The 22430-nt window shown below is 37.3% G+C and carries 14 protein-coding genes and 1 pseudogene; 11 read left to right on the top strand and 4 right to left on the bottom strand.

Annotation, left to right across the window (positions count from 1 at the left end; all coding sequences use genetic code 11):
- Positions 1-622 precede the first annotated feature (622 nt).
- Positions 623-2461, bottom strand: coding sequence for an autotransporter assembly complex protein TamA (locus E2I05_RS11115; protein WP_243641045.1), 1839 nt, complete (start codon positions 2459-2461; stop codon positions 623-625).
- 184 nt (positions 2462-2645) lie between these two features.
- On the opposite strand from E2I05_RS11115, the gene hrpA reads away from it, so the two are divergent.
- Positions 2646-6542 (top strand): ATP-dependent RNA helicase HrpA, encoded by a 3897-nt coding sequence (gene hrpA / locus E2I05_RS11110; protein WP_121852722.1) that lies wholly within the window; start codon positions 2646-2648, stop codon positions 6540-6542.
- Between the two features lie 605 nt (positions 6543-7147).
- Positions 7148-8155, top strand: a complete 1008-nt coding sequence (gene trhO, locus E2I05_RS11105) for an oxygen-dependent tRNA uridine(34) hydroxylase TrhO (RefSeq protein ID WP_121852721.1) — start codon at positions 7148-7150, stop codon at positions 8153-8155.
- 67 nt (positions 8156-8222) lie between these two features.
- Here trhO and metG read toward each other — a convergent pair whose 3' ends face one another.
- Entirely contained in the window at positions 8223-10259 is a 2037-nt protein-coding gene (gene metG / locus E2I05_RS11100) for a methionine--tRNA ligase (protein WP_121852720.1), read from the bottom strand.
- Between the two features lie 157 nt (positions 10260-10416).
- Between metG and apbC the strand changes: the two are divergent.
- The 9 genes and pseudogenes from apbC to E2I05_RS11055 form a co-directional block, all read left to right on the top strand.
- Positions 10417-11271, top strand: a pseudogene (gene apbC, locus E2I05_RS11095) (iron-sulfur cluster carrier protein ApbC); the annotation flags it as partial.
- Positions 11272-11282: 11 nt separating this feature from the next.
- Positions 11283-11921, top strand: a complete 639-nt coding sequence (gene udk / locus E2I05_RS11090) for a uridine kinase (protein WP_121852718.1) — start codon at positions 11283-11285, stop codon at positions 11919-11921.
- 32 nt (positions 11922-11953) lie between these two features.
- Complete coding sequence (dcd, locus tag E2I05_RS11085) at positions 11954-12535, top strand: dCTP deaminase (RefSeq protein ID WP_121852717.1); 582 nt, start codon at positions 11954-11956, stop codon at positions 12533-12535.
- A gap of 2 nt (positions 12536-12537) precedes the next feature.
- The gene (gene pabC / locus E2I05_RS11080; protein WP_121852716.1) at positions 12538-13371 is read left to right on the top strand and encodes an aminodeoxychorismate lyase; all 834 of its coding nucleotides are present in this window, start codon (positions 12538-12540) and stop codon (positions 13369-13371) included.
- Positions 13368-14378: an endolytic transglycosylase MltG gene (gene mltG, locus E2I05_RS11075; RefSeq protein ID WP_121852715.1), complete on the top strand. Its 1011-nt coding sequence runs from the start codon at positions 13368-13370 to the stop codon at positions 14376-14378. Before pabC ends, mltG begins: the two co-directional genes overlap by 4 nt.
- The gene (tmk, locus tag E2I05_RS11070) at positions 14375-15010 is read left to right on the top strand and encodes a dTMP kinase (RefSeq protein WP_121852714.1); all 636 of its coding nucleotides are present in this window, start codon (positions 14375-14377) and stop codon (positions 15008-15010) included. Before mltG ends, tmk begins: the two co-directional genes overlap by 4 nt.
- Positions 14998-15924 (top strand): DNA polymerase III subunit delta', encoded by a 927-nt coding sequence (gene holB, locus E2I05_RS11065; RefSeq protein WP_121852713.1) that lies wholly within the window; start codon positions 14998-15000, stop codon positions 15922-15924. Before tmk ends, holB begins: the two co-directional genes overlap by 13 nt.
- A gap of 34 nt (positions 15925-15958) precedes the next feature.
- Positions 15959-16282: a PilZ domain-containing protein gene (locus tag E2I05_RS11060; RefSeq protein WP_121852712.1), complete on the top strand. Its 324-nt coding sequence runs from the start codon at positions 15959-15961 to the stop codon at positions 16280-16282.
- A gap of 41 nt (positions 16283-16323) precedes the next feature.
- Positions 16324-17106 (top strand): TatD family hydrolase, encoded by a 783-nt coding sequence (locus tag E2I05_RS11055; protein WP_121852711.1) that lies wholly within the window; start codon positions 16324-16326, stop codon positions 17104-17106.
- A 319-nt stretch (positions 17107-17425) separates the two neighbouring features.
- Here E2I05_RS11055 and rsmF read toward each other — a convergent pair whose 3' ends face one another.
- Together rsmF and E2I05_RS11045 are read right to left on the bottom strand one after the other, a co-directional pair.
- Complete coding sequence (gene rsmF, locus E2I05_RS11050; RefSeq protein ID WP_121852710.1) at positions 17426-18841, bottom strand: 16S rRNA (cytosine(1407)-C(5))-methyltransferase RsmF; 1416 nt, start codon at positions 18839-18841, stop codon at positions 17426-17428.
- A 153-nt stretch (positions 18842-18994) separates the two neighbouring features.
- Positions 18995-22165 (bottom strand): TonB-dependent receptor, encoded by a 3171-nt coding sequence (locus tag E2I05_RS11045; protein ID WP_243641044.1) that lies wholly within the window; start codon positions 22163-22165, stop codon positions 18995-18997.
- Between the last annotated feature and the right edge of the window lie 265 nt (positions 22166-22430).

Below are 22430 nucleotides of genomic sequence, written 5' to 3'. Positions count from 1 at the left end.
CGAACTTCGGGCAATGTAATGGGTCTATTTGAACTACTTACGTTGGCTGGTTGATTTTGTGTCTTAGAAATACCACTTATTTTAAGATTAGAGCTATTGAAGCTTCGTAACGTCAAACCATCTTTAAGCCATCTTCCCGAGAAAATTAAGTCTTTGGCTTCGTAATGCTGCCCATAAACATTGACATTAATATTGTTAAAACGAGCATCCCCTATCTGTATTGTGACGGGCATGTGAAATTTTGAAGAGTTATTAGAATTAATGGTCAAAATTTTATCATTGTTCAGTTTTGATGAATTATAAACAACAATGTTTGTATCTGTTGCTGATAAGTGGTCTAGGCAAAGTTGTTTACGCAAAATACAACTTGGCTTCCACTTCACATTCAAATTTGAAGTGATAATTGTAACCCCATCTGATTTCCAACCAGCGGCCTCAAGAACTAAATTTCGATTAATCGTCCCAGATCCATATTTGACACTGAGTGATGGCATGAATAAATCGACCAAATGAATAGCGACCTTACTCCCAAAAGTAGTACCAATGAGTAATGCAAAACAAATTAAGCAGGTTAATGATAAATATATCGCAAAGCGGATAAGGGTTTTAAAGGATTTTCTATTCATAACGTTGAACCCATAGTGAGGTGAAATCGCCATGATCTTGCTACAGTTTCTGTTTCATTAAGCCCAATACCCAAATCAAGCTTAATTGGCCCGACAGGTGATATCCAGTGAATTCCAGCTCCAATTGAAACTAATGGTTTAAATTGACTCAAGTCATACGCATTACCTGCATCTACAAATGTTGCTAAACGCCAATTTTTGTTTAAATAATATTGATATTCGATGCTTGCAACTGCTAAATATCGTCCACCTATAACTTGACGAAATAAGTCTCCGTTAGAATCAATATATTCTCTATAAGGACCGAGCTCTTGATATCCGTATCCACGGATACTTTGATCGCCACCTGCAAAATAACGTAAAGATGGGGCTATTTTCGAAAGTTTGTCAGATTTGGTAATGTTTATGCCTAAATCTAGGCGTGAAACAAACCTATGATCCTCAATTGGCGTAAATACCCACTTAAATCTTGCTTGTAATCGAGCCAATCGAATGCTGGAGCCAAATACTGGATCGGCATACTCAAAATTATAAGTTTGTCTGAAACCTGATATAGGATCTAGCGTGTCGTCGCCTCTTTTGGTATGAGAATAATTTATCCCGAATATAAAATAACGAGGAGAATGAATGACATCTTCTTGAATATACTTTTCTTTCATGCCCAATATAGAGTAGTTGCGTAACCACCCATTCGTTAGCGTTTGTTGTCTTCCTACTCCAATCAAAACTTTTTCCGATTCGAGCTTGTCAGTTGTATCAAACTCTCTTTGAATGGGTTTGTATACTTGCGTAACGCCATACTTATCTCTAAATAATCCAAATCTGATTTTTAATTGGTCATTTAGTGGGTGAGTTAGCGGAATAGTATAGCTCGTTCTCAGTTTGGGTCTGTCTCGTGACCACTCACTGATAGTTTCTTGTGAATGTCCATGTTTATTGATTTGTGGCGTTCGCCAAGTAAACCGAACTCTTGGGTCTATATTTCTGTCAGTGGATCCACCTCCATCCGCTCCTAAGCCAAGATCGATTGAATGTCTTGGGCGATTTTGAAGCTCCACTTTGATTGGAATCGTTTCATTAATTGTACTGCTAAGTTGTGGAATGACTTTTATATTTCTAAAGTAACCAGATGAACTCAATTCCCGATTTAATTTTGAGATTGAAGTTGTTGTATAAGGATCACCACGGCTAAATGGTGTTAATTGGCTAAGAAGATTAGTGTCGAGGGTATAGCCTTTGAAGTTAACCGATCCGAATTGGTATCTTGTTCCTGAATCAAGTATCAGTTTAATATTTGCAACTTTTAAGCTTCGGTTAATGACGATTTGAGATGTACTGTATTTGGCATCAAAATATCCATGTGAAAGAGCCAAACCAATAAGCTGATCTTTCGTATCTATATAATTCCCGTGGTTTAACCTTTCATTGGGTTTCAGTTTTACTTTTGAGCGCCAATGAATGTACTTTTGATCATTATGGAGTTCACCTTTGACCTCAATTTCAACTGAATTTATTAATGTTGGTGAGCCCCTTTCTATTGATATTTCGAATAACCAAGGGCTATGTTCGTTTCGAATTAGTTTTGTTGAAGATCGGAATTGATAATAGCCTAAAGACTCCATAGCATTACGAATCTGGTTTTTTGCATTAAATATAAACGCTCGTCGTTGTGATTTACTTTTAGGTAAAGGGTTTAAATAAGCTTTAATGTTTTGTCTTACCTGCTCATTAACGCCATCAACATTTATCTCAATTAACTGCTCATTTTTAGCAACGGCAGAAAACACAAAAAAATAAACAATAATCAATAACAGTAAACGAATGTTGTTGTTCAATGATTTCTCTCTTCGTCACAAAACAAATAAGAAGTGCCGTAACCTAAACTTATTGTCGTAAGGAAACAGTAAAGGTGCAAGGAAAACAGTATATTTGAACCGCAAAAATTGAGGTATTAACATACCAATTATTGGGTTTACTTGTTAGTATCAGCGACTTTAATATTTGTTATAGGTTTACATTTTGACTTCGGCTTCTAATCCTCTTTCTCATTCCTTTTTGAATCAAGGTTTCATGCTAGATACGGCGAAAATCCGTCGTCGTTTGTTTCGACTAAATAAAGAAGCTGATTCACCTAAAAAACAAGCCGAGCTTGAAGCGCTTTCAGAGCGAGCGATATTCGCAAAAGTTAAAGCTGATTCACGACGCGATAATAGACCTCAAATTACTTATCCAGAAAGCTTACCAATTTCTCAAAAACGTGATGAGATTTCTGATGCAATAGCTAAAAACCAAGTCGTTATTATTGCAGGTGAAACAGGATCTGGGAAAACCACACAGTTACCTAAAATTTGCTTAGAGTTAGGATTAGGGAGTCGTGGACTAATTGGTCATACACAGCCGAGAAGGCTTGCTGCTCGTTCGGTTGCTACACGTATAGCAGAAGAAATGAATTCACCGTTAGGAAAAGCGGTAGGATTTAAAGTCAGGTTTGCTGATTCGATAAAAGAGACCAGTTATATTAAGTTGATGACTGACGGTATTTTACTTGCTGAACTTACCAGTGATAAATATCTAAATCAGTATGACACAATAATCATTGATGAGGCTCATGAAAGAAGCCTAAATATCGATTTCATTTTAGGGTATTTGAAAAATATATTAAAAAAACGCCGCGACTTAAAGGTGATCATTACTTCTGCAACGATAGACGTTGAACGTTTTTCTCAACATTTCTCTGGCGCACCTATAATCGAAGTTTCAGGACGTACTTACCCTGTTGAAACCCGTTATCGTCCTCTATTGCAAGATGAAGGTGAAGATCTCGATACCACAGAAGGGGTTTTTGCCGCTGTAGAGGAGTTAATGTCAGAAGGGGCTGGGGATATACTGATTTTCATGAATGGTGAACGTGAAATTCGTGATACAGCAGACCAGTTAAAGAAACGGCAATATCGTGATACTGAAATATTGCCTTTATATGCACGTCTTTCCTATGGCGAACAATCGAAAGTGTTTAATAGTCATATTGGAAGGCGTATCGTATTAGCAACCAACGTCGCGGAGACATCTTTAACGGTGCCCGGTATTCGATATGTCATAGATCCCGGCACTGCTCGTATTAGCCGTTACAGTTATCGAACAAAAGTTCAACGCCTACCAATTGAACCCATATCACAAGCTAGTGCTAATCAGCGTCAAGGACGTTGCGGTCGTGTAAGTGCAGGTATATGCATTCGGCTGTATGATGAGCAAGATTTTATTAATCGACCCGAATTTACTGATCCCGAAATTCTAAGAACTAATCTTGCATCCGTTATTTTGCAAATGCTTTCCCTTGGTCTTGGCCAAATTTCTGGTTTTCCATTTATTCAGCCACCTGATGAGCGACATATAAAAGATGGTTTTCTACTGCTTGAAGAACTTACAGCGGTACAAAAAAGAAAAGGGCAGCTGCAGCTTACGCCTTTAGGTAAGCAATTAGCACATTTACCTGTAGATCCACGATTGGCACGAATGGTGATTGAAGCAAATAAATTAGGTTGTCTGCAAGAAGTAATGGTAATTGCTGCTGCTTTATCTATTCAAGATCCTAGAGAAAGACCTATAGATAAGAAGCAAGCTGCAGATGAAGCTCATAGCAAATACAGCGATAAAACGTCAGATTTTGCTAGTTGGCTTAATTTATGGCAATACGTACAAGGCTTGCAAAAAGAACTGTCAGCAAGTCAATTTCGAAAAACATGTAAGACTGAATTTTTAGCCTATATGAGAGTTAGAGAATGGCAAGACTTGTATTCACAACTCCGTCAATCAGCTCACGAACTAAAATGGAAACTTCACGATCAAAAATCTTCCGACGATAATACGTTGTTGACAGGAGATTCTGTGCATCAAGCATTGTTGTCAGGTTTATTGAGTCATATTGGTTTTAAAGATAATAATGAATATTTAGGTGCAAGGAACCGTAAATTCTTCATTTTCCCGGGCTCACCACTCGCTAAAAAGGGACCTAAATGGGTCATGACAGCAGAGTTAACGGAAACCTCTAAGTTGTTTGCACGTACGTGCGCAAAATTTGATCCAGAATGGATAGAGCCTCTTGCAGGGCATTTGATAAAGAAAAATTACATCGAACCACATTTTGAAGCAAGGCAAGGCAGTGTTGTCGCATTTGAGAATCAGGTTCTTTACGGTTTAACAACAGTTCACAAACGTAAAATTCAGTTTGGAAAAGTTGATCCGGTTCAAGCTCGTGAGATATTCATTCGTAGCGCACTGGCCAATGGTGAATTAAAAACCAAAGAAACCTTCTTCAAACATAACCAACAACAGCTTGATCAAATTGAACAGCTTGAACATAAATCCCGCCGTCGAGACATCCTTGTTGATGAACAGGTGCTGGTGGACTTTTACGAACAGCATATTCCGGAGGGAATATACAGTGCTCCTACATTTTATAAATGGTGGAAACAAGCTAAAGCTAAGAATCCCCAGTTATTACATTTTGATCCTGAAATGCTGTATAAGCGAGATGCAGATCATATTTCAAAATTAGATTTTCCTGATAATTGGTATCAAGGTAACTTAACTCTTCCTTTAAGTTATCAGTTTGAGCCAGGAACCGAAGATGATGGTGTTTCGGTGCATATTCCTGTTGCTTTGCTGAACCAAATAGAAGATGAAGGCTTTGATTGGTTGGTGGCTGGTTTACGACTTGAAAAATGTATCGCATTGATAAAGTCATTACCTAAAACATTGCGTCGTAATTTCGTACCTGCCCCCGACTATGCGGCTGCTTGTGTGCAAGCGATGAAACCTTTTGAATCAGATTTGCTTACTTCTATGTGCAAACAGCTATTAAGAATGAGTGGCACACAAGTAAGTGAAGATGATTTTGACTTAAGCCAACTCACTACGCATTTAACCATTAACTTTAAAATTGAAGATGAACGTGGGAAATTAGTCGCACAGGGAAGAGACTTACCAGAGCTTCAAGCAACACTTCAAGGAAAAGTAAATCAGGCTATAAGAAATGTAGCTGACTCTGGTATTGAACAAGACAAACTCGAAACCTGGAGTTTTGGTGACTTACCAAAGCAATACGAACAACGCCGCGGGAATTTCGAAGTTAAGGCGTTTCCTGCCTTAGTTGATAATAAAAATACGGTTGCAATCAAATTATTTGATAACGAACATCAAGCTGCTGCAGTGCACAAAGTTGGTTTACGACGTTTGTTATTAATAAATATTCCATCACCAGTTAAGCATTTACAACAAAAGCTTCCAAATAAAGCCAAATTATCTATGTATTTTAACCCTTTTGGTCAAGTTCAAATACTGATCGATGATATTGTCGCGGCCGCAGTTGACCAGCTACTTGATGAAAAAAAGTTAGATGTTCGTAATCAAACAGATTTTGATATAGCAAGAGACTGGGTAAGGCAAGAGCTGAATGGAAGCGCTGAAAAAATTGCTCTTCAAGCGGAAGAAATTCTTACTTGCTATCAAAAAATTAAAAAGCGATTAAAAGGCAAAATAAGCTTAGATATTGCATTTGCGATGAGTGATATACAAAGCCATTTAGACAGGTTGGTTTTCAAAGGTTTTGTTGAAACATCAGGTTGGAAAAGGTTACCAGATGTTTTACGCTATCTTAAAGCCATCGAAAACCGTTTAGAGAAGCTTCCTGTAGACCCCAATAGAGATCGTCTGCACATGCATTCGATTAATAAAGTCGAACAAGCGCTTCAGGCGCAATTAGATAAATTACCAAAAATGGCAGCTATTCCTGAAGAATTAACAGAAGCACGGTGGATGATCGAAGAGTATCGTGTGAGTTGCTTTGCACAAATACTCGGAACTAAATACCCAATAAGTGAAAAAAGAGTCATGATCAAGCTGCAAAGTCTTGGATGATTATATTTCAACACTTATTTCAATAACTGTAAACAATTGTAACAACCTGATTGTTGAGCTTTATTTGAATAAATATCCTCTCTTTTAAATTTCTAGGAGAGGGTTATTTATATGTCTGTTTAACCAATGACACTGTTATGCTATTCATTTCTTTATGGCATCAGTGTTAATTTCTTCCTTTCAATTCACAGAAAAACTCCCTGTTTCGTAGATATTCTTTGGTGTAGTTATCGCTTGCAACTTTGAGAGAATTTTCTTTTTTGCTGCAATTTAGTGACGAAATGTCTAAAATACATGATCTATATCAATGCATTTCAATAAGTGAATTTAGGCTAGTCTGCTTCTTAAACCTAAATAAAACGGTTGGGAGCGTTCATATACGCAGAAAAAATACTGATAGCAAGGAATGAATAGCAGCAAGTAGTGGTTTTACTTGAAAAATTTATAACACAGCTAGCGGTGATTTTGGCAAGTCTATGAATGTTCGTCACTCACTTGATGGGTGAATTCGGGTTGTTTAATTTTGTATTTAACTTTAATAAATTAAAGTTAAATTGTGCGTTCAACCAATTTATTTAGATTAAATCAGCTAGCAAGAGGTATTAATGTCAAAAGATCAACTCCAAAACTCTTCGGTTGAACAAATTTGTGTGTGTGCGTTATACAAGTTCGTAGATTTACCAAATTTCGAAGATATCCAAAAACCTTTGCTTTCAAAAATGACCGAGCTTTACATTAAAGGGACTTTATTGCTTGCAAGTGAAGGGATTAATGGGACCGTTGCAGGCACACAAAAATCTGTTCGTGTATTACTTGATTGGTTCGAACAGCAAAAGGGCTTAGAAAGTATTGTTACTAAGTTTTCTTATGAGAATGAAATCCCATTTTATCGAACTAAGGTAAAACTCAAAAAAGAAATTGTGACAATGGGTGTAGACGGGGTTGATCCTAAGAAGGTTGTTGGTACCTATGTCAAACCGAGTGAATGGAATGCTCTAATATCTGATCCTGATGTCACAGTTATTGATACTCGAAACCAATATGAAATTGAAATCGGAACATTTAAGCATGCAGTAAACCCAAAAACTGAAACATTCAGAGAGTTCCCACAGTACGCAAAGGATAATCTAGATCCTAAACAAAATAAAAAAGTGGCTATGTTTTGTACCGGTGGTATTCGTTGTGAAAAATCCACGGCTTATATGAAAGAACAAGGTTTTGATGAAGTTTATCATTTAGAAGGTGGTATTTTAAAATATCTTGAAGAAGTAAAACAAGAAGAAAGCCTATGGGAAGGTGAATGTTTCGTATTCGATAACCGTGTTGCAGTGAACCACAATTTAGAAAAAGGTCAGTATCAACAGTGTAATGCCTGCCGATTACCAATAACAGACGCTGACATGGAAAGTGCTGATTATGTAAAAGGAGTGAGCTGTCCAAAGTGCATTGATAAAATTAGCGATGCCCAAAAACAACGTTTCAGTGAACGTGAACGCCAAGTTCAACTTGCTAAGGAGAGAAACGAAGCTCATATTGGTAGTGATGTAAAAGGTGTGATTGAAAATCGACGCAAAAAGAAAGCAAGTTTAAAAGCACAACAACAAAAGAAATAATTATTATAAATTGCTTTTCTAACAAAACAGCTCTCAATCAAATTGAGAGCTGTTTTTAATTTTGGTTTTACTTAACTCTCATACCAGGTTGCGCACCATCGTGAGGTTCTAAAATCCAAAGATCCTTGCCACCAGGACCCGCAGCCAAAACCATACCTTCTGACATTCCAAAACGCATTTTTCTTGGTTCTAAGTTAGCAACCATAACCGTTAATTTACCTTCAAGAGCTTCTGGAGCATAAGCTGACTTAATACCAGCAAAAACTTGTTTGGTTTCTCCGCCTAAATCGAGCTGAAGTTTGAGAAGTTTATTCGCTTTTTCGACATGTTCAGCTTTGGCTATTCGGGCAATGCGGAGATCAAGTTTGGCGAAGTCGTCAAAGTTAATGGTTTCTGATATTGGGTCGTGATCCAATGGGCTCGTTGTTTTAGCTGCCTCAGGTTCCTGCGTTGCTTCAAGATTTTCTTTCGAGTTTGCAACCATTGCCTCCACTTTATCCATATCAACACGCTGCATCATTGGTTTAAACGCATTAATTTCATGCTGACTAAAGTCAGCGTCTAAATTGCTCCATAAAAGCTCGGTATTCATAAATGCCTCAACATCAGAAGCAAGTTTTGGCAGTACAGGCTTTAGATAGGTCGCAAGGATACGGAACATGTTTAATGCAATTGAACAAACTTGGTGTGCTTGAGGAAGTTTTTCATCATCTTTAACAAGTTGCCAAGGAGCTTGCTCTGCTACATAAGCATTAGCCACATCAGCGAGAGCCATAATTTCACGCATGCCTTTGCCAAATTCGCGGCCTTCATAGCATTCTGCAATGGTGTCTTTCTTTTCAAGTGCTTGAGTGATTAAACTCATATCTGAAATTGTAGCTAATTTTCCATCGAAGCGTTTTTTGATAAAACCAGCTGTTCTTGATGCAAGGTTAACCAGTTTTCCAACAAGATCGGAGTTAACTCTTTGTGCAAAGTCTTCAAGATTTAAATCTAAGTCATCAATTCTACTGCTCAATTTGGCGGCGTAATAATAACGAAGGTATTCAGGCTGAAGATGCTCTAAATAAGTTCGAGCCTTGATGAAGGTGCCTTTAGACTTAGACATCTTTGAGCCGTTGACGGTAACAAATCCGTGAGTATATACGTTTGTTGGTTGTCGATAGCCTGAACCGTCTAATAATGCTGGCCAGAAAAGGCTATGGAAGTACATGATATCTTTACCAATAAAATGATAAACTTCGGCTTTCGAATCTTTATCCCAAAATTCATCGAAGTTTAAATCATCACGCTTATCACATAGATTTTTAAATGATCCCATGTATCCAATAGGAGCATCTAACCAAACATAAAAATATTTACCCGGTGCTTCAGGAATTTCAAAGCCAAAGTAAGGATCATCACGGCTGATATCCCATTGCTGAAGACCTTGCCCAAACCATTCATTTAGTTTATTAGCCATTTCAGATTGAAGGGATCCTGAATGAACCCACTCCTTTAACATCCCCTCAAATGCTGGAAGGTCAAAAAAATAATGCTCAGAATCTTTCATGATTGGTGTTGCGCCGGAAACGGCAGATTTTGGATTGATGAGTTCAGTAGGGCTATATGTTGCACCACAAGCATCGCAATTATCACCGTATTGATCATCTGACTTACACTTTGGGCAGGTACCTTTCACGAAACGATCAGGCAAAAACATCGACTTATCAGGGTCAAATAACTGAGAAATAGTTTTAACTTTTATATGCCCATTTTCTTTAAGTTTCAGATAGATTGAGCTTGCGAGTTCACGGTTTTCTTCACTGTGTGTTGTATGATAATTATCGAAATCGATACCAAAATCTGAAAAATCCTGCTCATGCTCTTTTTGAACATCTGCAATCATTTCTTCAGGAGAAATTCCCATTTTTTGAGCTGATAGCATAATGGGTGTGCCATGTGCATCATCGGCACAAACAAAATGACATTCATTACCACGTAGTTTTTGATAACGCGACCAAATGTCGGTTTTTATAAATCCTAACATATGTCCAAGATGAATAGAGCCATTTGCATATGGAAGAGCATAAGTTAGTAGAATTTTACGTTTTGTTTCAGCCATTTTTCATTGATTCATTAATTGCTCGAAATATTAGGTAGCATATTAACTTATGCTTACTCATTTTTCATTAGTATATCGGTTAAATGCACTAATTCTGCACTAATCTTTTTGTCATTATCTGGTACACTTGCAAAAAATTTTTTAAAGATATTATTCACTCAAAATAATAAATATTTTGTTCGTGAAGTTAGGTATTGAAATGGAAGCTTTAGCGGGTATTAAGCATGTTATTGCCATTGCGTCAGGCAAAGGTGGCGTTGGCAAGTCTACAACTACAGTAAATTTAGCATTAGCACTTGCAAAAGAAGGTTATAAAGTTGGTGTTTTGGATGCTGATATTTACGGCCCCTCAATTCCAATTATGCTTGGCCTATCAGACTTCACTCCCCAAGCCGTTGGGGAAAAGCAAATGACTGCTGCAAATGCGTATGGGATTGTTGCTCAGTCAATAGGTTTTATAATCAAAAGCGAAGATGCCGCCGTTTGGCGCGGACCAATGGCGGCTGGAGCACTCACTCAATTGATTAATGAAACACAATGGCCAGAGTTAGACTATCTTATTGTAGATTTACCGCCTGGTACGGGTGATATACAGTTAACGCTTTCACAAAAAATACCACTTACTGGGGCTATCATTGTTACGACACCCCAAGATATTGCGTTAGCAGATGCTCGGAAAGGCATTAACATGTTTCAAAAAGTTAATGTGCCAATCTTAGGATTGATTGAAAATATGAGTTTCCATATCTGTAGCAATTGTGATCACAAAGAACATATATTTGGCACCGATGGTGGTAAAAGAACCGCCGAAAAATATCTAATACCATTTTTAGGAGCAATACCGTTACACGTTCAAGTACGTGAAGCTATGGACTCAGGCCAACCGTTAATTGTTTCGGATCCTGATTCAGCATTTAGCGAGTTGTATCAAGAAGTAGCACGAAAAACGATCGTTGAAGTTGCATCTCAACAAAACAGCAGTGTATCAATCAGTATTTCAGATGATGAGTAAGGTTTAACAGTATGAATTCTCCGCAGTGTGTCGTCATAGCAATAACAGGTGCTTCGGCTTCAGGTAAAAGTCTAATTGCACGAACAATTTATGATGAACTTCGTCGTGATTTAGGCACAGAGCAAATTGCCGTCATAAATGAAGATGCTTATTATCATGACCAAAGTCACATGACGATGGAAGAAAGAGTAAAAACAAATTACGATCATCCAAAGTCGATGGATCATGAACTATTAAGACAAGATTTATTAAAGCTTAAATCGGGTAAAGAAATTCAAATTCCGAAATATAGTTATACTGAGCATACTCGACTTGCCGATACAACCAGCATAACACCAAAGAAAGTGATCATCTTAGAAGGAATTTTACTTTTAACCGATCCTAAATTGCGTGAATTGTTTGATGCCAGTGTTTTTATGGATACACCATTAGATATTTGTTTTTTAAGACGTTTACAACGCGATGTTGAGGAACGTGAAAGAACTATGGAATCAGTTATTTCACAATATAAACAGACTGTTCGACCAATGTTTCTTCAATTTATCGAACCTTCTAAGCAACATGCTGATATTATTGTTCCACGCGGTGGTAAAAATAGAATCGCAACTGATATTCTAAAAACTAGAATTCAGCACTTACTGGCTAAATAGCTAATTTTTTATAACAAGGAGTAGTAAGCGATATGCGATTAACGGATATTGAAATTATAAAGAGTTTAGATGACGGTGAAATCGTAATCTCGCCACGACCTAGTGATGATGCTATAAGCGGAGTAAGTATGGATGTACGCTTAGGCGACCAATTTCGAGTTTTCAATGATCACACTGCTCCTTATATTGATTTAAGCGGCGCTAAATCTGATGTGCAAGAGGCACTTGACCGCGTTATGAGTGATCAAATCGACATTCCTGAGGGTGAAGCTTTCTTCCTCCACCCTGGTCAATTAGCACTAGCCGTGACTTACGAAAACGTTATGTTACCAGCAGATATCGTTGGTTGGCTTGATGGTCGTTCTTCACTAGCTCGCTTAGGTTTAATGGTACACGTAACTGCACACCGTATCGATCCCGGATGGCAGGGTAAGATAGTTCTTGAGTTCTTTAACAGTGGTAAGTTGCCACTTGCGTTAAGACCTAAAATGACGATTGGTGCATTGAATTTTGAACGTTTAAATACAGCAGTTGCTAAGCCTTATAACACACGTAAAAATGCAAAGTATAAAGATCAACAAGAAGCCGTTGCCAGCCGTATTAGTCAGGACTAAAAATGTCTGATACTTGGATAAATGGACAGCAGGGAACGCTGGTAAACTCATCTAATCGTGGGTTAACCTACGGGGATGGCGTATTTGCAACAATGAGAATTGATGATGGAGGCTGTATTCAATTCTTCGATGCTCATTGTTCCCGCCTTGAACAGGGCAGTCAACGATTAAAATTTTTTGATGGTGAAGATTTTTGGAAAATCACACCATCTTCAATACTGCTTATAAAACAACTAGCAAAAGAAAATCCCAACCGAGGCATCAAATTTCTCCTTACTCGCGGCGAAGGTGGGCGAGGTTATGCACCGAGCCAAAACGCTCAATATACAGAAATCATTACAATTTTTGATTTACCCGACCATTATAAAGGTTGGCAATCACAAGGAGTATCTTTGTCGATTTCTGAGGTGAAGCTTGCTAATCAGCCGTTACTTGCAGGAATAAAGCACCTTAATAGATTAGAGCAAGTTCTAATAAAATCAGTGTTACTTCCCGATGGTTTTGATGATTGGTTAGTGCTTGATCCTAATAATAATGTCGCAGAATCATCTATGGCTAATATTTTTGCTTTCATTGATGGTGTTTGGTGCACACCTGTCATGTCCAATTGTGGAGTATCAGGAGTGATGCGTGAGCAAGTTTTGATGGCATTGCCTGAAATGAATCATCCTGTATCAGTAACAGAAATCTCAATAAATAGCTTAATGTGCGCTAAATATGTGTTTATAACAAATAGTTTATTTGGCGTTGTTGCAATTAAAAAAATTAATCAACAACTGTTTGATATGTGGGATGGCGTTAATTCCCTCAGAAATTCTCTAGGAGTGACATTGTGAGAAGATGGATTATTTCACTGATTAAAGTCTTAACCATACTTATTCTCTTTGCGATAATTGCATGTGCATTCTTGTATAAAAATATTTTTGATTATGTAGAAGCACCTATAAATATTACTCAGCCAAGAGAACTTTGGGTTGAATCTGGCGCATCTTTAAATGGAACACTGCTTAAACTACAAAGGCAAAAAGTAATAAAAGATATATGGAAAATCAAAGCCTTTGTTAAGTTAAACCCTCAGTTAATGAGCATCAAAAAAGGGGTTTATCAATTAGACGTGACTGATACACCAAAATCTCTTTTATCTAAACTGCACAAAGGTTCCGTTAAAAATTACAGTGTCTCACTTATCGAGGGTCACACCGTTAAACAGTGGCTGAACACTTTAAATAAACAACCTCGATTAAAAGTCAGTGAAGATGCATTTTTAAATGTGTTGCTTGAACAAGGAGATGACACAGGTCTTCCTGAAGGTAAATTTTATCCTGATACCTATCATTACACTTCTTCGACAAGTGTGAATGAAATTTTGACTCAAAGTTATCTTAAAATGAATGTAGAATTAAATAAGTCGTGGAGAAATAGAGCAAAAAATATCCCTCTTAAATCGGCTTATGAATTGTTAATATTAGCCTCTATCATTGAAAAAGAGACTGGAAAGTCAGAAGAGCGTGAGATAATTTCAGCTGTATTTAACAATCGCTTACGAAAAAAGATGCGATTACAAACCGATCCCACCGTAATATACGGAATGGGAGATAGGTTTAATGGAAATATCAGAAAAAAAGATCTTAGAGAGCGAACAGCATTTAATACCTACAGAATTAATGGTCTTCCACCAACTCCAATAGCCGCACCAAGTATTGCATCGATTAAGGCCGCCGCACATCCATCTGATGTCAGTTTCCTTTATTTCGTATCTAAAAATGATGGAAGTCATGTATTTTCTACAACGCTGAAAGAGCATAATCGCGCAGTGAATAAGTATCAGAGAAATAAAAAATGAATGAGTATGAAGGCAAATTTATAGTTATTGAAGGCCTAGAGGGTGCAGGAAAATCAAGTGCTATTACTTTAGTACGTGACTACATTGAAAAGCATACAGGCACTAAACTTGTTTGCACCAGAGAGCCAGGCGGTACACCTCTTGCGGAAAAAATGCGTGATTTAGTTAAAATCGCCGATAAAACAGATCCCTTATGTGACGAAGCAGAATGCTTGCTTATTTACGCAGCCCGCGCGCAGTTAATCGCAAACGTCATCAAACCAGCATTAAATAATGGCAAGTGGGTGCTAGGCGACCGTCATAATCTATCTTCATTAGCGTATCAAGGTGGGGGCAGAGGACTTGGTGATTTAGTAGATGTCATTAGTGAAGCAACATTAAAGGACTTCAAGCCTGATTTGACACTTTATTTAGATATAGAACCTTCCCTAGGTTTGCAACGTGCCGCTTCTCGTGGAGCGCTTGACCGAATTGAGCAACAAAAATTAGACTTTTTTGAAAGAGCAAGATCTCGTTACTTATCAATTGCAACAGAAGATGAAAGTATACATGTCATCGATGCAAGTCAGGCAATGACAGAAGTTCACAAAGACATTATCAGTGCTTTAAAGGCTATGCCATGGTTAAGCTAAATGAGCTGCCTTGGCTTGATGAGGCCAAACATATATTTTCGCGTCAATTAGAAAAAAAATCAGTTTCTCATGCACAGCTTTTGAGCTTAGAAAAAGGTTATGGCGCTAAACAGTTGCTTGGTAGTTTAGCTCAACTCACTTTCTGTGAAAGGCCTACTCAGTTTACTCCTTGCGGTCTTTGTAAAAGCTGTACCCTAGTCGAGTCAGGTAATCACCCTGATTTCCATCAAATTGTTCCAGATGGTAATCAAATTAAAGTTGATCAAATTCGTGAATTATGCGGTGATCTAACAGAAACGGCACAACAAGGTGGTTGGCGAATTGCAATAATTTACAGCTGTGAAAAGCTTAATAAATCTGCAGCTAATGCATTGTTGAAAACGCTGGAAGAGCCTGGAAAGCAAACACTATTATTATTGCAAACTGAAAGTTTTGGATTGTTAATGCCGACAATTACAAGCCGCTGCCAAAATATATTAGTTAAAAAACCCTCGAAGTCTCAAATTAATGATTGGTTAATTTCACAATCTCCAGAATATAAAGGTACGAATTGGTGCATTCCTATAGTCGGTGGGCCATTAGGTTTAATCGAAAGTATCTCGTCCGGACACTATAACAAGTTATTGAATTATAGAAATAATTGGAGTCAAAGTTTGTCGGCTGGTCATCTGTGTGCTAGTTTTTTAACAGTCGATGAACAAACTATTGTTGATGTGTTAGATGTTTTGTATCTCGTTTTTAGGCAATTTATTTTACAAAACAAGTTTAATGATGCTTTATTACAAGCTGAAGTCGTTAAATTAGCAGCTGAAGTCATGCACATGCGCCAAAGATTGAGTTTAATGAGTAATATTAATGCTCCAGCATTGTGCCAACAATTTATATTGAAATATCGGCACCTAGTTAATAGATAATTGAAAATATTGCTTGCAATATATGGTGGGATGAATGGTCGACATTAAAATGGAATTTAAGTCGTTGAATGAGCTATATCGTTCTTACATGCCGTTTATCAAACCAGCCGCTATTTTTATCCCTACACATCATTCTCACCATCTTGGGGATTTTTTAGAAATCTCTTATCAGCTCCCAAATGGTTCCGAAAACCAATTATCAGGCACTGTTGTCTGGATAAACCCAATCGGTGCATCAGGTGGCCGTCCAGTTGGTGTTGGAATTAAACTTGAAACCGATTCAGATGAACAACGACTGCAAATTGAAAAATTACTGGCGAGTAATTTAGGCTCTGGAGATTTGACCTCTACCATGTAGCTCGTTATCCTTTCCCATTATTTTTAAATCGGACTTCATTTGTGTTAATTGATTCGCACTGTCACTTAGATCGCCTAAAATCTGCCCCAGATCACTCAAATTTAAAAACTATTATCGAAACAGCCTCAAAACGTGGGGTAGAGTACTTTTTATGCGTAAATGTACGACAACAAGAATTTTGCGATATGAAAGAAAAAGTAGCGGCTTTTCCTCAAGTGTTCTTGTCTTCAGGTGTTCACCCTTTGGATGTAGAGTCAGGGCTTGATGTAGATAGTTTGAAGTTAACAGCGGCAGATGAAAGAGTTGTTGCAATTGGAGAGACAGGTTTAGATTATTTTTACTCGAATGAAACCAAAGCTCAACAACAAGACTGCTTCGAAAAACAAATCAAGTTAGCCGTAGATATAAACAAACCACTGATTGTTCATACCCGAGATGCTCGTGAAGATACAATCGCAATGCTAAAAGCAGGGCAAGCCGATAAAGTAGGTGGTGTATTGCATTGCTTTACCGAAAACTGGGAAATGGCGAAAGCGGCCTTAGATTTAGGTTTTTACATTTCAGTTTCAGGGATTGTAACTTTCAAGAATGCAGGTGAATTAAGAAGCGTTATTCGTAAAGTCCCTAAAGATAGGTTGTTAGTTGAAACAGACTCTCCTTATTTAGCACCAGTTCCCCATAGAGGTAAAGAAAACCAACCAGCATTTGTTCGTGATGTTGCTGAGTTTGTAGCTGAATTACGTGGCGAAAATTATGATGAACTTGCCAAATATACCAGTGAAAATTTCTTTAAGCTCTTTAGTTGTGCCAATAAATTGAGATAGTTCCCATTTTGAAGAAGGTAATTTTTTGATAAAAAAAAAGCCCAAACAACTAGGTTGCTTGGGCATTGGGAAATGGCTCTTTCGAGCCGTGCGCTACTCGGTTTTCATTAATGAGCTTGAAACTCACTAATAATGAAATTCAATATTAATTAGTCTAGGACACTAATTTAGTTTTTGCCAAAAAACTTTTCGATTTTTTTAGTGTAATACCAATTACAGTAATTAATCTCTCACTCAGCCAAGAGCTAAAGGGTTTCAGTGCAAGTCGTTACTTTAATTGGTATAATTAAATAAACATATTTGTTGGTTAAAATTTTCATTAACCAATAGCAGTATTATCCCTGACTAAATCTCTAGGTAAATTGTTCTTTAGTCTATTTCCTAAATGCTTTACTAAGCCTAATGGACTAGATTTGTGACAAACTATTTTTTCACCTAATGACTTTTCTGCAATATCTAGTTGAATGTCTCGACCTTTCAAATATTCGACAGCTTGTAGTTCTGTTAATTCAATTCGATGCTCACTCGTTGAACAGAGCGAAACAATAGCTTCGTGACTTACTTTTAAACGCTTTCCTTTTTGTTCAGCAAGTTTAAGACCAATTCTTTGGTATCGCATTCTTAACATAAGATGCTTAAAGTGGATTGGGAACAACCAATACTGGTTTTCTCTACACATGATTGGAGCATCTGCCGGCAGTGTAATACCGTATGAATTTTCAAGCCAAAGCATTAAATCTTTTTTTTCTTTAATCCGAATCGGAGTATATGGAAACTTAGTATTCAATTTTGGTTCAGGTTTTATTTTTTCGATGGATTGTAATTTTTTGATTTTAGCTACAAAAAAACCTTCACTATCGAATAGTTGTGGCCATACATGCAAGAAGCCTTCAGGCGTACATGACTTTCTGCTTCCATCAAATAATTGGTGAAGTGATACAAATTCAACAGCTTCAGGGTATAACTCTTTTAGATAAAGGCAAACCTGTTGATTTTCTTGTTGGCTCAGTGTACAAGTCGAATAAATTAATGTCCCGCCAACTTTAAGCGCTGCAAAAGCTGATTGAATCAGTTCTTTTTGTTTTTCAGAAATAGAGAGCACTTTATCAAGGCTCCAATCTTTTAACGCGGAAGGATCTTTTCTTACTGTGCCTTCGCCACCACATGGCGCATCAAGTAATATTGCATCAAACTCTTCGAATAAGTATTGACCAAATACAGTGGCATCAAAATGGGTTAATGTGCAGTTTTTGACTCCCATCCGCACGATATTAGCGTGTAGCATTTTAACTCTACTTGACGAATATTCATTAGCAATCAAACTTCCACTATTATTCATCATTGCTGCTATTTGGGTGGTTTTTGAACCAGGTGCTGCAGCCATATCAAGTACATTATCTGCTGAATTCAATTCATCAAATAATGCAATTGGAGGCAACATTGAACTTGCCTCTTGAATATAAAAGAGGCCTTGTAAATGTTCTAACACATTCCCAATACCATCAATGTTTGGAGTTGTAATCCAAAACCCTGACTCACACCAAGGGATTGACTCGAAAGTCCACCCTTTGGATTCCATCATTTTAAGAAATGAATCAACAGTAATGCGGAGGGTATTTACTCGAATAGAACGACGCAATGGTTTATGACAATATTCTATAAATTTATCAAAAGAAAGATGTTCAGGAAATTGGGTTTTAATGTTGTCAATAAAATCAGAACTAATTTGAGCCATTTGATGATAACTTCGCAGAATAAAAAACGAAATTATAGCATGGCGTAATATTGCATGTACTGAGATAGGAATTTATGATTTGACGCTTTTATAGCACTCTAATAAAAAGCCAGTAACTATTGTTACTGGCTTTGGCCTAAATAATGAAACTATTTAGAATGTGTATTTAACACCTAGACGTACTTCCCATAATGATTGTGCTAAGAAAGTAGTTTCTTCAGCATTATCAGGTAAAAACTCATTATAAACGTATGTACCGTCACTATTTAAAGACGCGTCAACAACATTTTGAGCAGTAAAGTTACCAACTTTTTTCACACCCCAATCATCATTCAACATATTAGCTAAATTTTTGATGACTAAATATGCACTTGCTTTATGATCTTTGTAAAAACCCGGCAATTGTTGATCTACACGAAAATCAAGGCGAGTGTGCCATGAAGAGTTATGTGAATTACGATCAACTATTTCACCACGTGTAAAGCCTTTATCTTCAACAAATTGATTAAAGGCGGTTTGATCAAAATCGTCGCCATAAGTAACGTTCGCATCATCTATTGTTGGAATATAAAGTAATTGTCTACGGCTTCTAAACTCTGTTGCACCAACACTCAATCCATCAAATGCATAAGAAATAGGGCGACCTTGAGTATGGGAACCAAACAAAGTGAATCCAGTTTTGTAACCATCAAAAAATTCAGTTCCATAATGCAAGTTGAAAGTGAATCTATGTGGTGTTTCATAATTCGAAGTGGCTAAACCAGGATTTTGTGCATCAGTTGTAGCAAAACCTGTAAAGTTTGAAAACGAAACAGCACTGGTCATAGGTGAAACATCTTCTGAACGGTTAAATGCATACCCAAAAGAGGCATCTAGACCAAAATCGTATTCTTTCTTAATCGCGAATGAAACGGTAGTTGATTTACCATTTTCCCTTGCATTGGTTAATACAAAGTCACTCTTACGGAAATTACGTTTTACATCATCGCCATCTTCATCTTGACCGACAACAATATAGTCGTAGACTGCACGACCATCAGAAGCTTCTGTACGACTCGCGTTATCCCAATGAGCAGCAGTAATAATTGCACTATCTTGCTTTTGAGAGTAAAGGAAGTCACCTTGAATCACATAATCGTTTTCAGTGGTGTAAGTAAAACCTAAGTTATATTTCCATTCTGATGGAATTTCAAAATCCCGATCGATTGCATTAACTGATGGCTCATTACCTAAAGCAGGGTTGTTATTTGTAACTTCATCAACTTGGTCTTGTAGTGGATCAAAGATAGGCCGACCTTCGCCACTGAACAAACCATCAATAGGTGTGCCATCATCATTAAGTAATTGGGAGTCACGGCGATAGGTATCGATGTTTGTTATACCATCGTTAGAGTAAGAATTTGAAATCCATACATTTGGATTACCGCCAGAATATAGTCCAAATCCACCACGTATCTCTAGGTTATCTTCAACACGCCAATTAAAACCAAATCTAGGTTGTAATAAGTTTTTACCGTCAAGAGTTTCATCATTCCTAAAGCCGTAACGGTTGTGGAAAACTTCGTTATAGCGTGGCTTATCATCACTGGTATACCAATCGTAACGTAAACCAAATACTATCGAAAGATCTACATCTTCGAATGTATATTCATCTTGAATATAAGCTGCATGAGTAGCATATTCAAAATTCGCAGCTGCATCATTAGGGTTATTCGTTCCTGCAGAGTTATTGTAATAAATATCATCTGCAAGACCAGCTTCGAAATCATCTAGGCCATTAAAACGATATTCACCAATAGTGTGCTGCATGAATAAATTAAATACATTTAAATTCTCATATTCATAACCAGCTGTGATGGTATGGCTATCCAAATAATAAGAACCGCTCAGCTTTAATGTTTGGCTTTTCCAGTCAAGATCATTGGATTGACGCGAATCATCAGGGCCGATATAAATGCTGGCTCCATTAATTCGTTCAATTTGAATTTCACCAAACCCACTCGCAGCATCAATAGATTGTTGACGGTTGTCTAACTTAATTTGTCCAACACGCAATTCTGTTGAAAAGTCATCACTCCAATCTGAGTATAACGAACCAACAATTGAATTTAATTTAGCACCCACTTCATAAAAGTGGTTAGAAAGAGTTATTGTATTATTTCGTTCATCTGATTGATCTATGCGAAAACCATCATTATAGTTATAAACTAATGAAGCACGGTGATTATCATTAATATTCCAGTCAAGTTTAACCAGTACTTTTTCATCTTCAACAGGCATAGAAGCTGGTGTACCACCGGCATCATAACCATACACATCTTTTGCGATACGAATAACACGATCAAGTTCAGCTTGAGAGATTTGATTTCCTAGTGCGTCGTATTGGAAAATTTGTGCACCTTCTAATTTTTCATAAGCACCAAAGAAGAAAAGCTTGTCTTCGATAAGCGGTAAACCAACGTCAAAGCCAAAACGTTCCTCAGTGTAATCACCAACATCTACGTCTTCACCTTTTATTTTGTCTCCTCGAAGAGAGTCGCTTGAATAATCATAAAATACACTTCCGTGTACTTCATTAGTGCCTGATTTAGTAACTGCATTAATGTTACAACCAGTAAAGCCACCAGCTTCAACACCAAACGGAGCTATTTCTACTTCAATTTGGTCTAAAGAGCTAAATGAAAATGGCATTCTAACTGTAGGATAACCATTACGGTTCAAACCGAAGCTGTCATTCATACGAACACCATCGACGGTTAAACTACTATATCTCGGGTTACTGCCTGCACAAAGAATGGCTTCTTCACCGTCCGCCTCTTCAATATTGATACGTGGATCAATACGAACTAAGTCTTTGATATCACGATCTGCTGATGCAGCATTTTCTAGGTCTGAAAGGTTGAAGTGAGTAGCAGGGCTTGTTGAGCCATATTCTGTTGCTGTTAAACGCGACCCCTTAACAACAATAGTTTCAGTATCATCTTTATCTAGTTTAAAGCTAAGGTCTAGTGGCTCACCTAAATTCAAAAAAACATCTTTAACTAAGCGATCTTTGAATTTATTTGAATCAATCTTGATGGTGTAGGGACCACCAACACGTAAACCTTTAGCTGAGAACAATCCGGAGTTGTTAACTGTAACTGTTTTACTTGTACCAGATGGTACATGCACGAGAGTTACAGTAGTACCGGCAGCTGGATTTCCAAGAGGTCCAACTATTTCCCCTTTAACTGCAGATGAAGTGTCGGCAGCAAGAGCAGAGGTACTTAACCCTAATGCGAGAATTAACGCACTCGAGATCCGTGAGAGACGATGATTGGTCATCACATTTTCCTTTAGTAGAGGTATTATATGGTTAAAATCTAATCTGTTTTTTGCTTTTTTATCTTATTTTTAAACTGGCAAAATTAAGCAAAAAAATTCCAATTTGTTGTAAATGGAATCAGGTGCGAATTAAAACAGATTTTTCCTACAATTTCATTACAATAATGAAACAGAAAATTCATGATCAGTTGTTTTTAAAACGCTTGTTTATTTTTCGATTTTTTAGTTTTTTAAACAAAGCCTGTAGGAATAGGGGGTATGAGAA

The sequence above is a fragment of the Parashewanella spongiae genome, assembly GCF_004358345.1.
GTDB classification, from domain to species: Bacteria; Pseudomonadota; Gammaproteobacteria; order Enterobacterales; family Shewanellaceae; genus Parashewanella; species Parashewanella spongiae.
Note: the sequence above shows the minus strand (reverse complement) of the source record. Positions and strands in the feature narration are given on the sequence as shown.

What these genes read in the sequence shown, in the direction of transcription:
- trhO (WP_121852721.1), top strand. Translation starts at nt 7,148, where the DNA reads ATGTCAAAAGATCAACTCCAAAACTCTTCGGTTGAACAAATTTGTGTG.
- metG (WP_121852720.1), bottom strand. Translation starts at nt 10,259, where the DNA reads ATGGCTGAAACAAAACGTAAAATTCTACTAACTTATGCTCTTCCATAT.
- udk (WP_121852718.1), top strand. Translation starts at nt 11,283, where the DNA reads ATGAATTCTCCGCAGTGTGTCGTCATAGCAATAACAGGTGCTTCGGCT.
- dcd (WP_121852717.1), top strand. Translation starts at nt 11,954, where the DNA reads ATGCGATTAACGGATATTGAAATTATAAAGAGTTTAGATGACGGTGAA.
- pabC (WP_121852716.1), top strand. Translation starts at nt 12,538, where the DNA reads ATGTCTGATACTTGGATAAATGGACAGCAGGGAACGCTGGTAAACTCA.
- tmk (WP_121852714.1), top strand. Translation starts at nt 14,375, where the DNA reads ATGAATGAGTATGAAGGCAAATTTATAGTTATTGAAGGCCTAGAGGGT.
- holB (WP_121852713.1), top strand. Translation starts at nt 14,998, where the DNA reads ATGGTTAAGCTAAATGAGCTGCCTTGGCTTGATGAGGCCAAACATATA.
- E2I05_RS11060 (WP_121852712.1), top strand. Translation starts at nt 15,959, where the DNA reads ATGGTCGACATTAAAATGGAATTTAAGTCGTTGAATGAGCTATATCGT.
- rsmF (WP_121852710.1), bottom strand. Translation starts at nt 18,841, where the DNA reads ATGGCTCAAATTAGTTCTGATTTTATTGACAACATTAAAACCCAATTT.
- E2I05_RS11045 (WP_243641044.1), bottom strand. Translation starts at nt 22,165, where the DNA reads ATGACCAATCATCGTCTCTCACGGATCTCGAGTGCGTTAATTCTCGCA.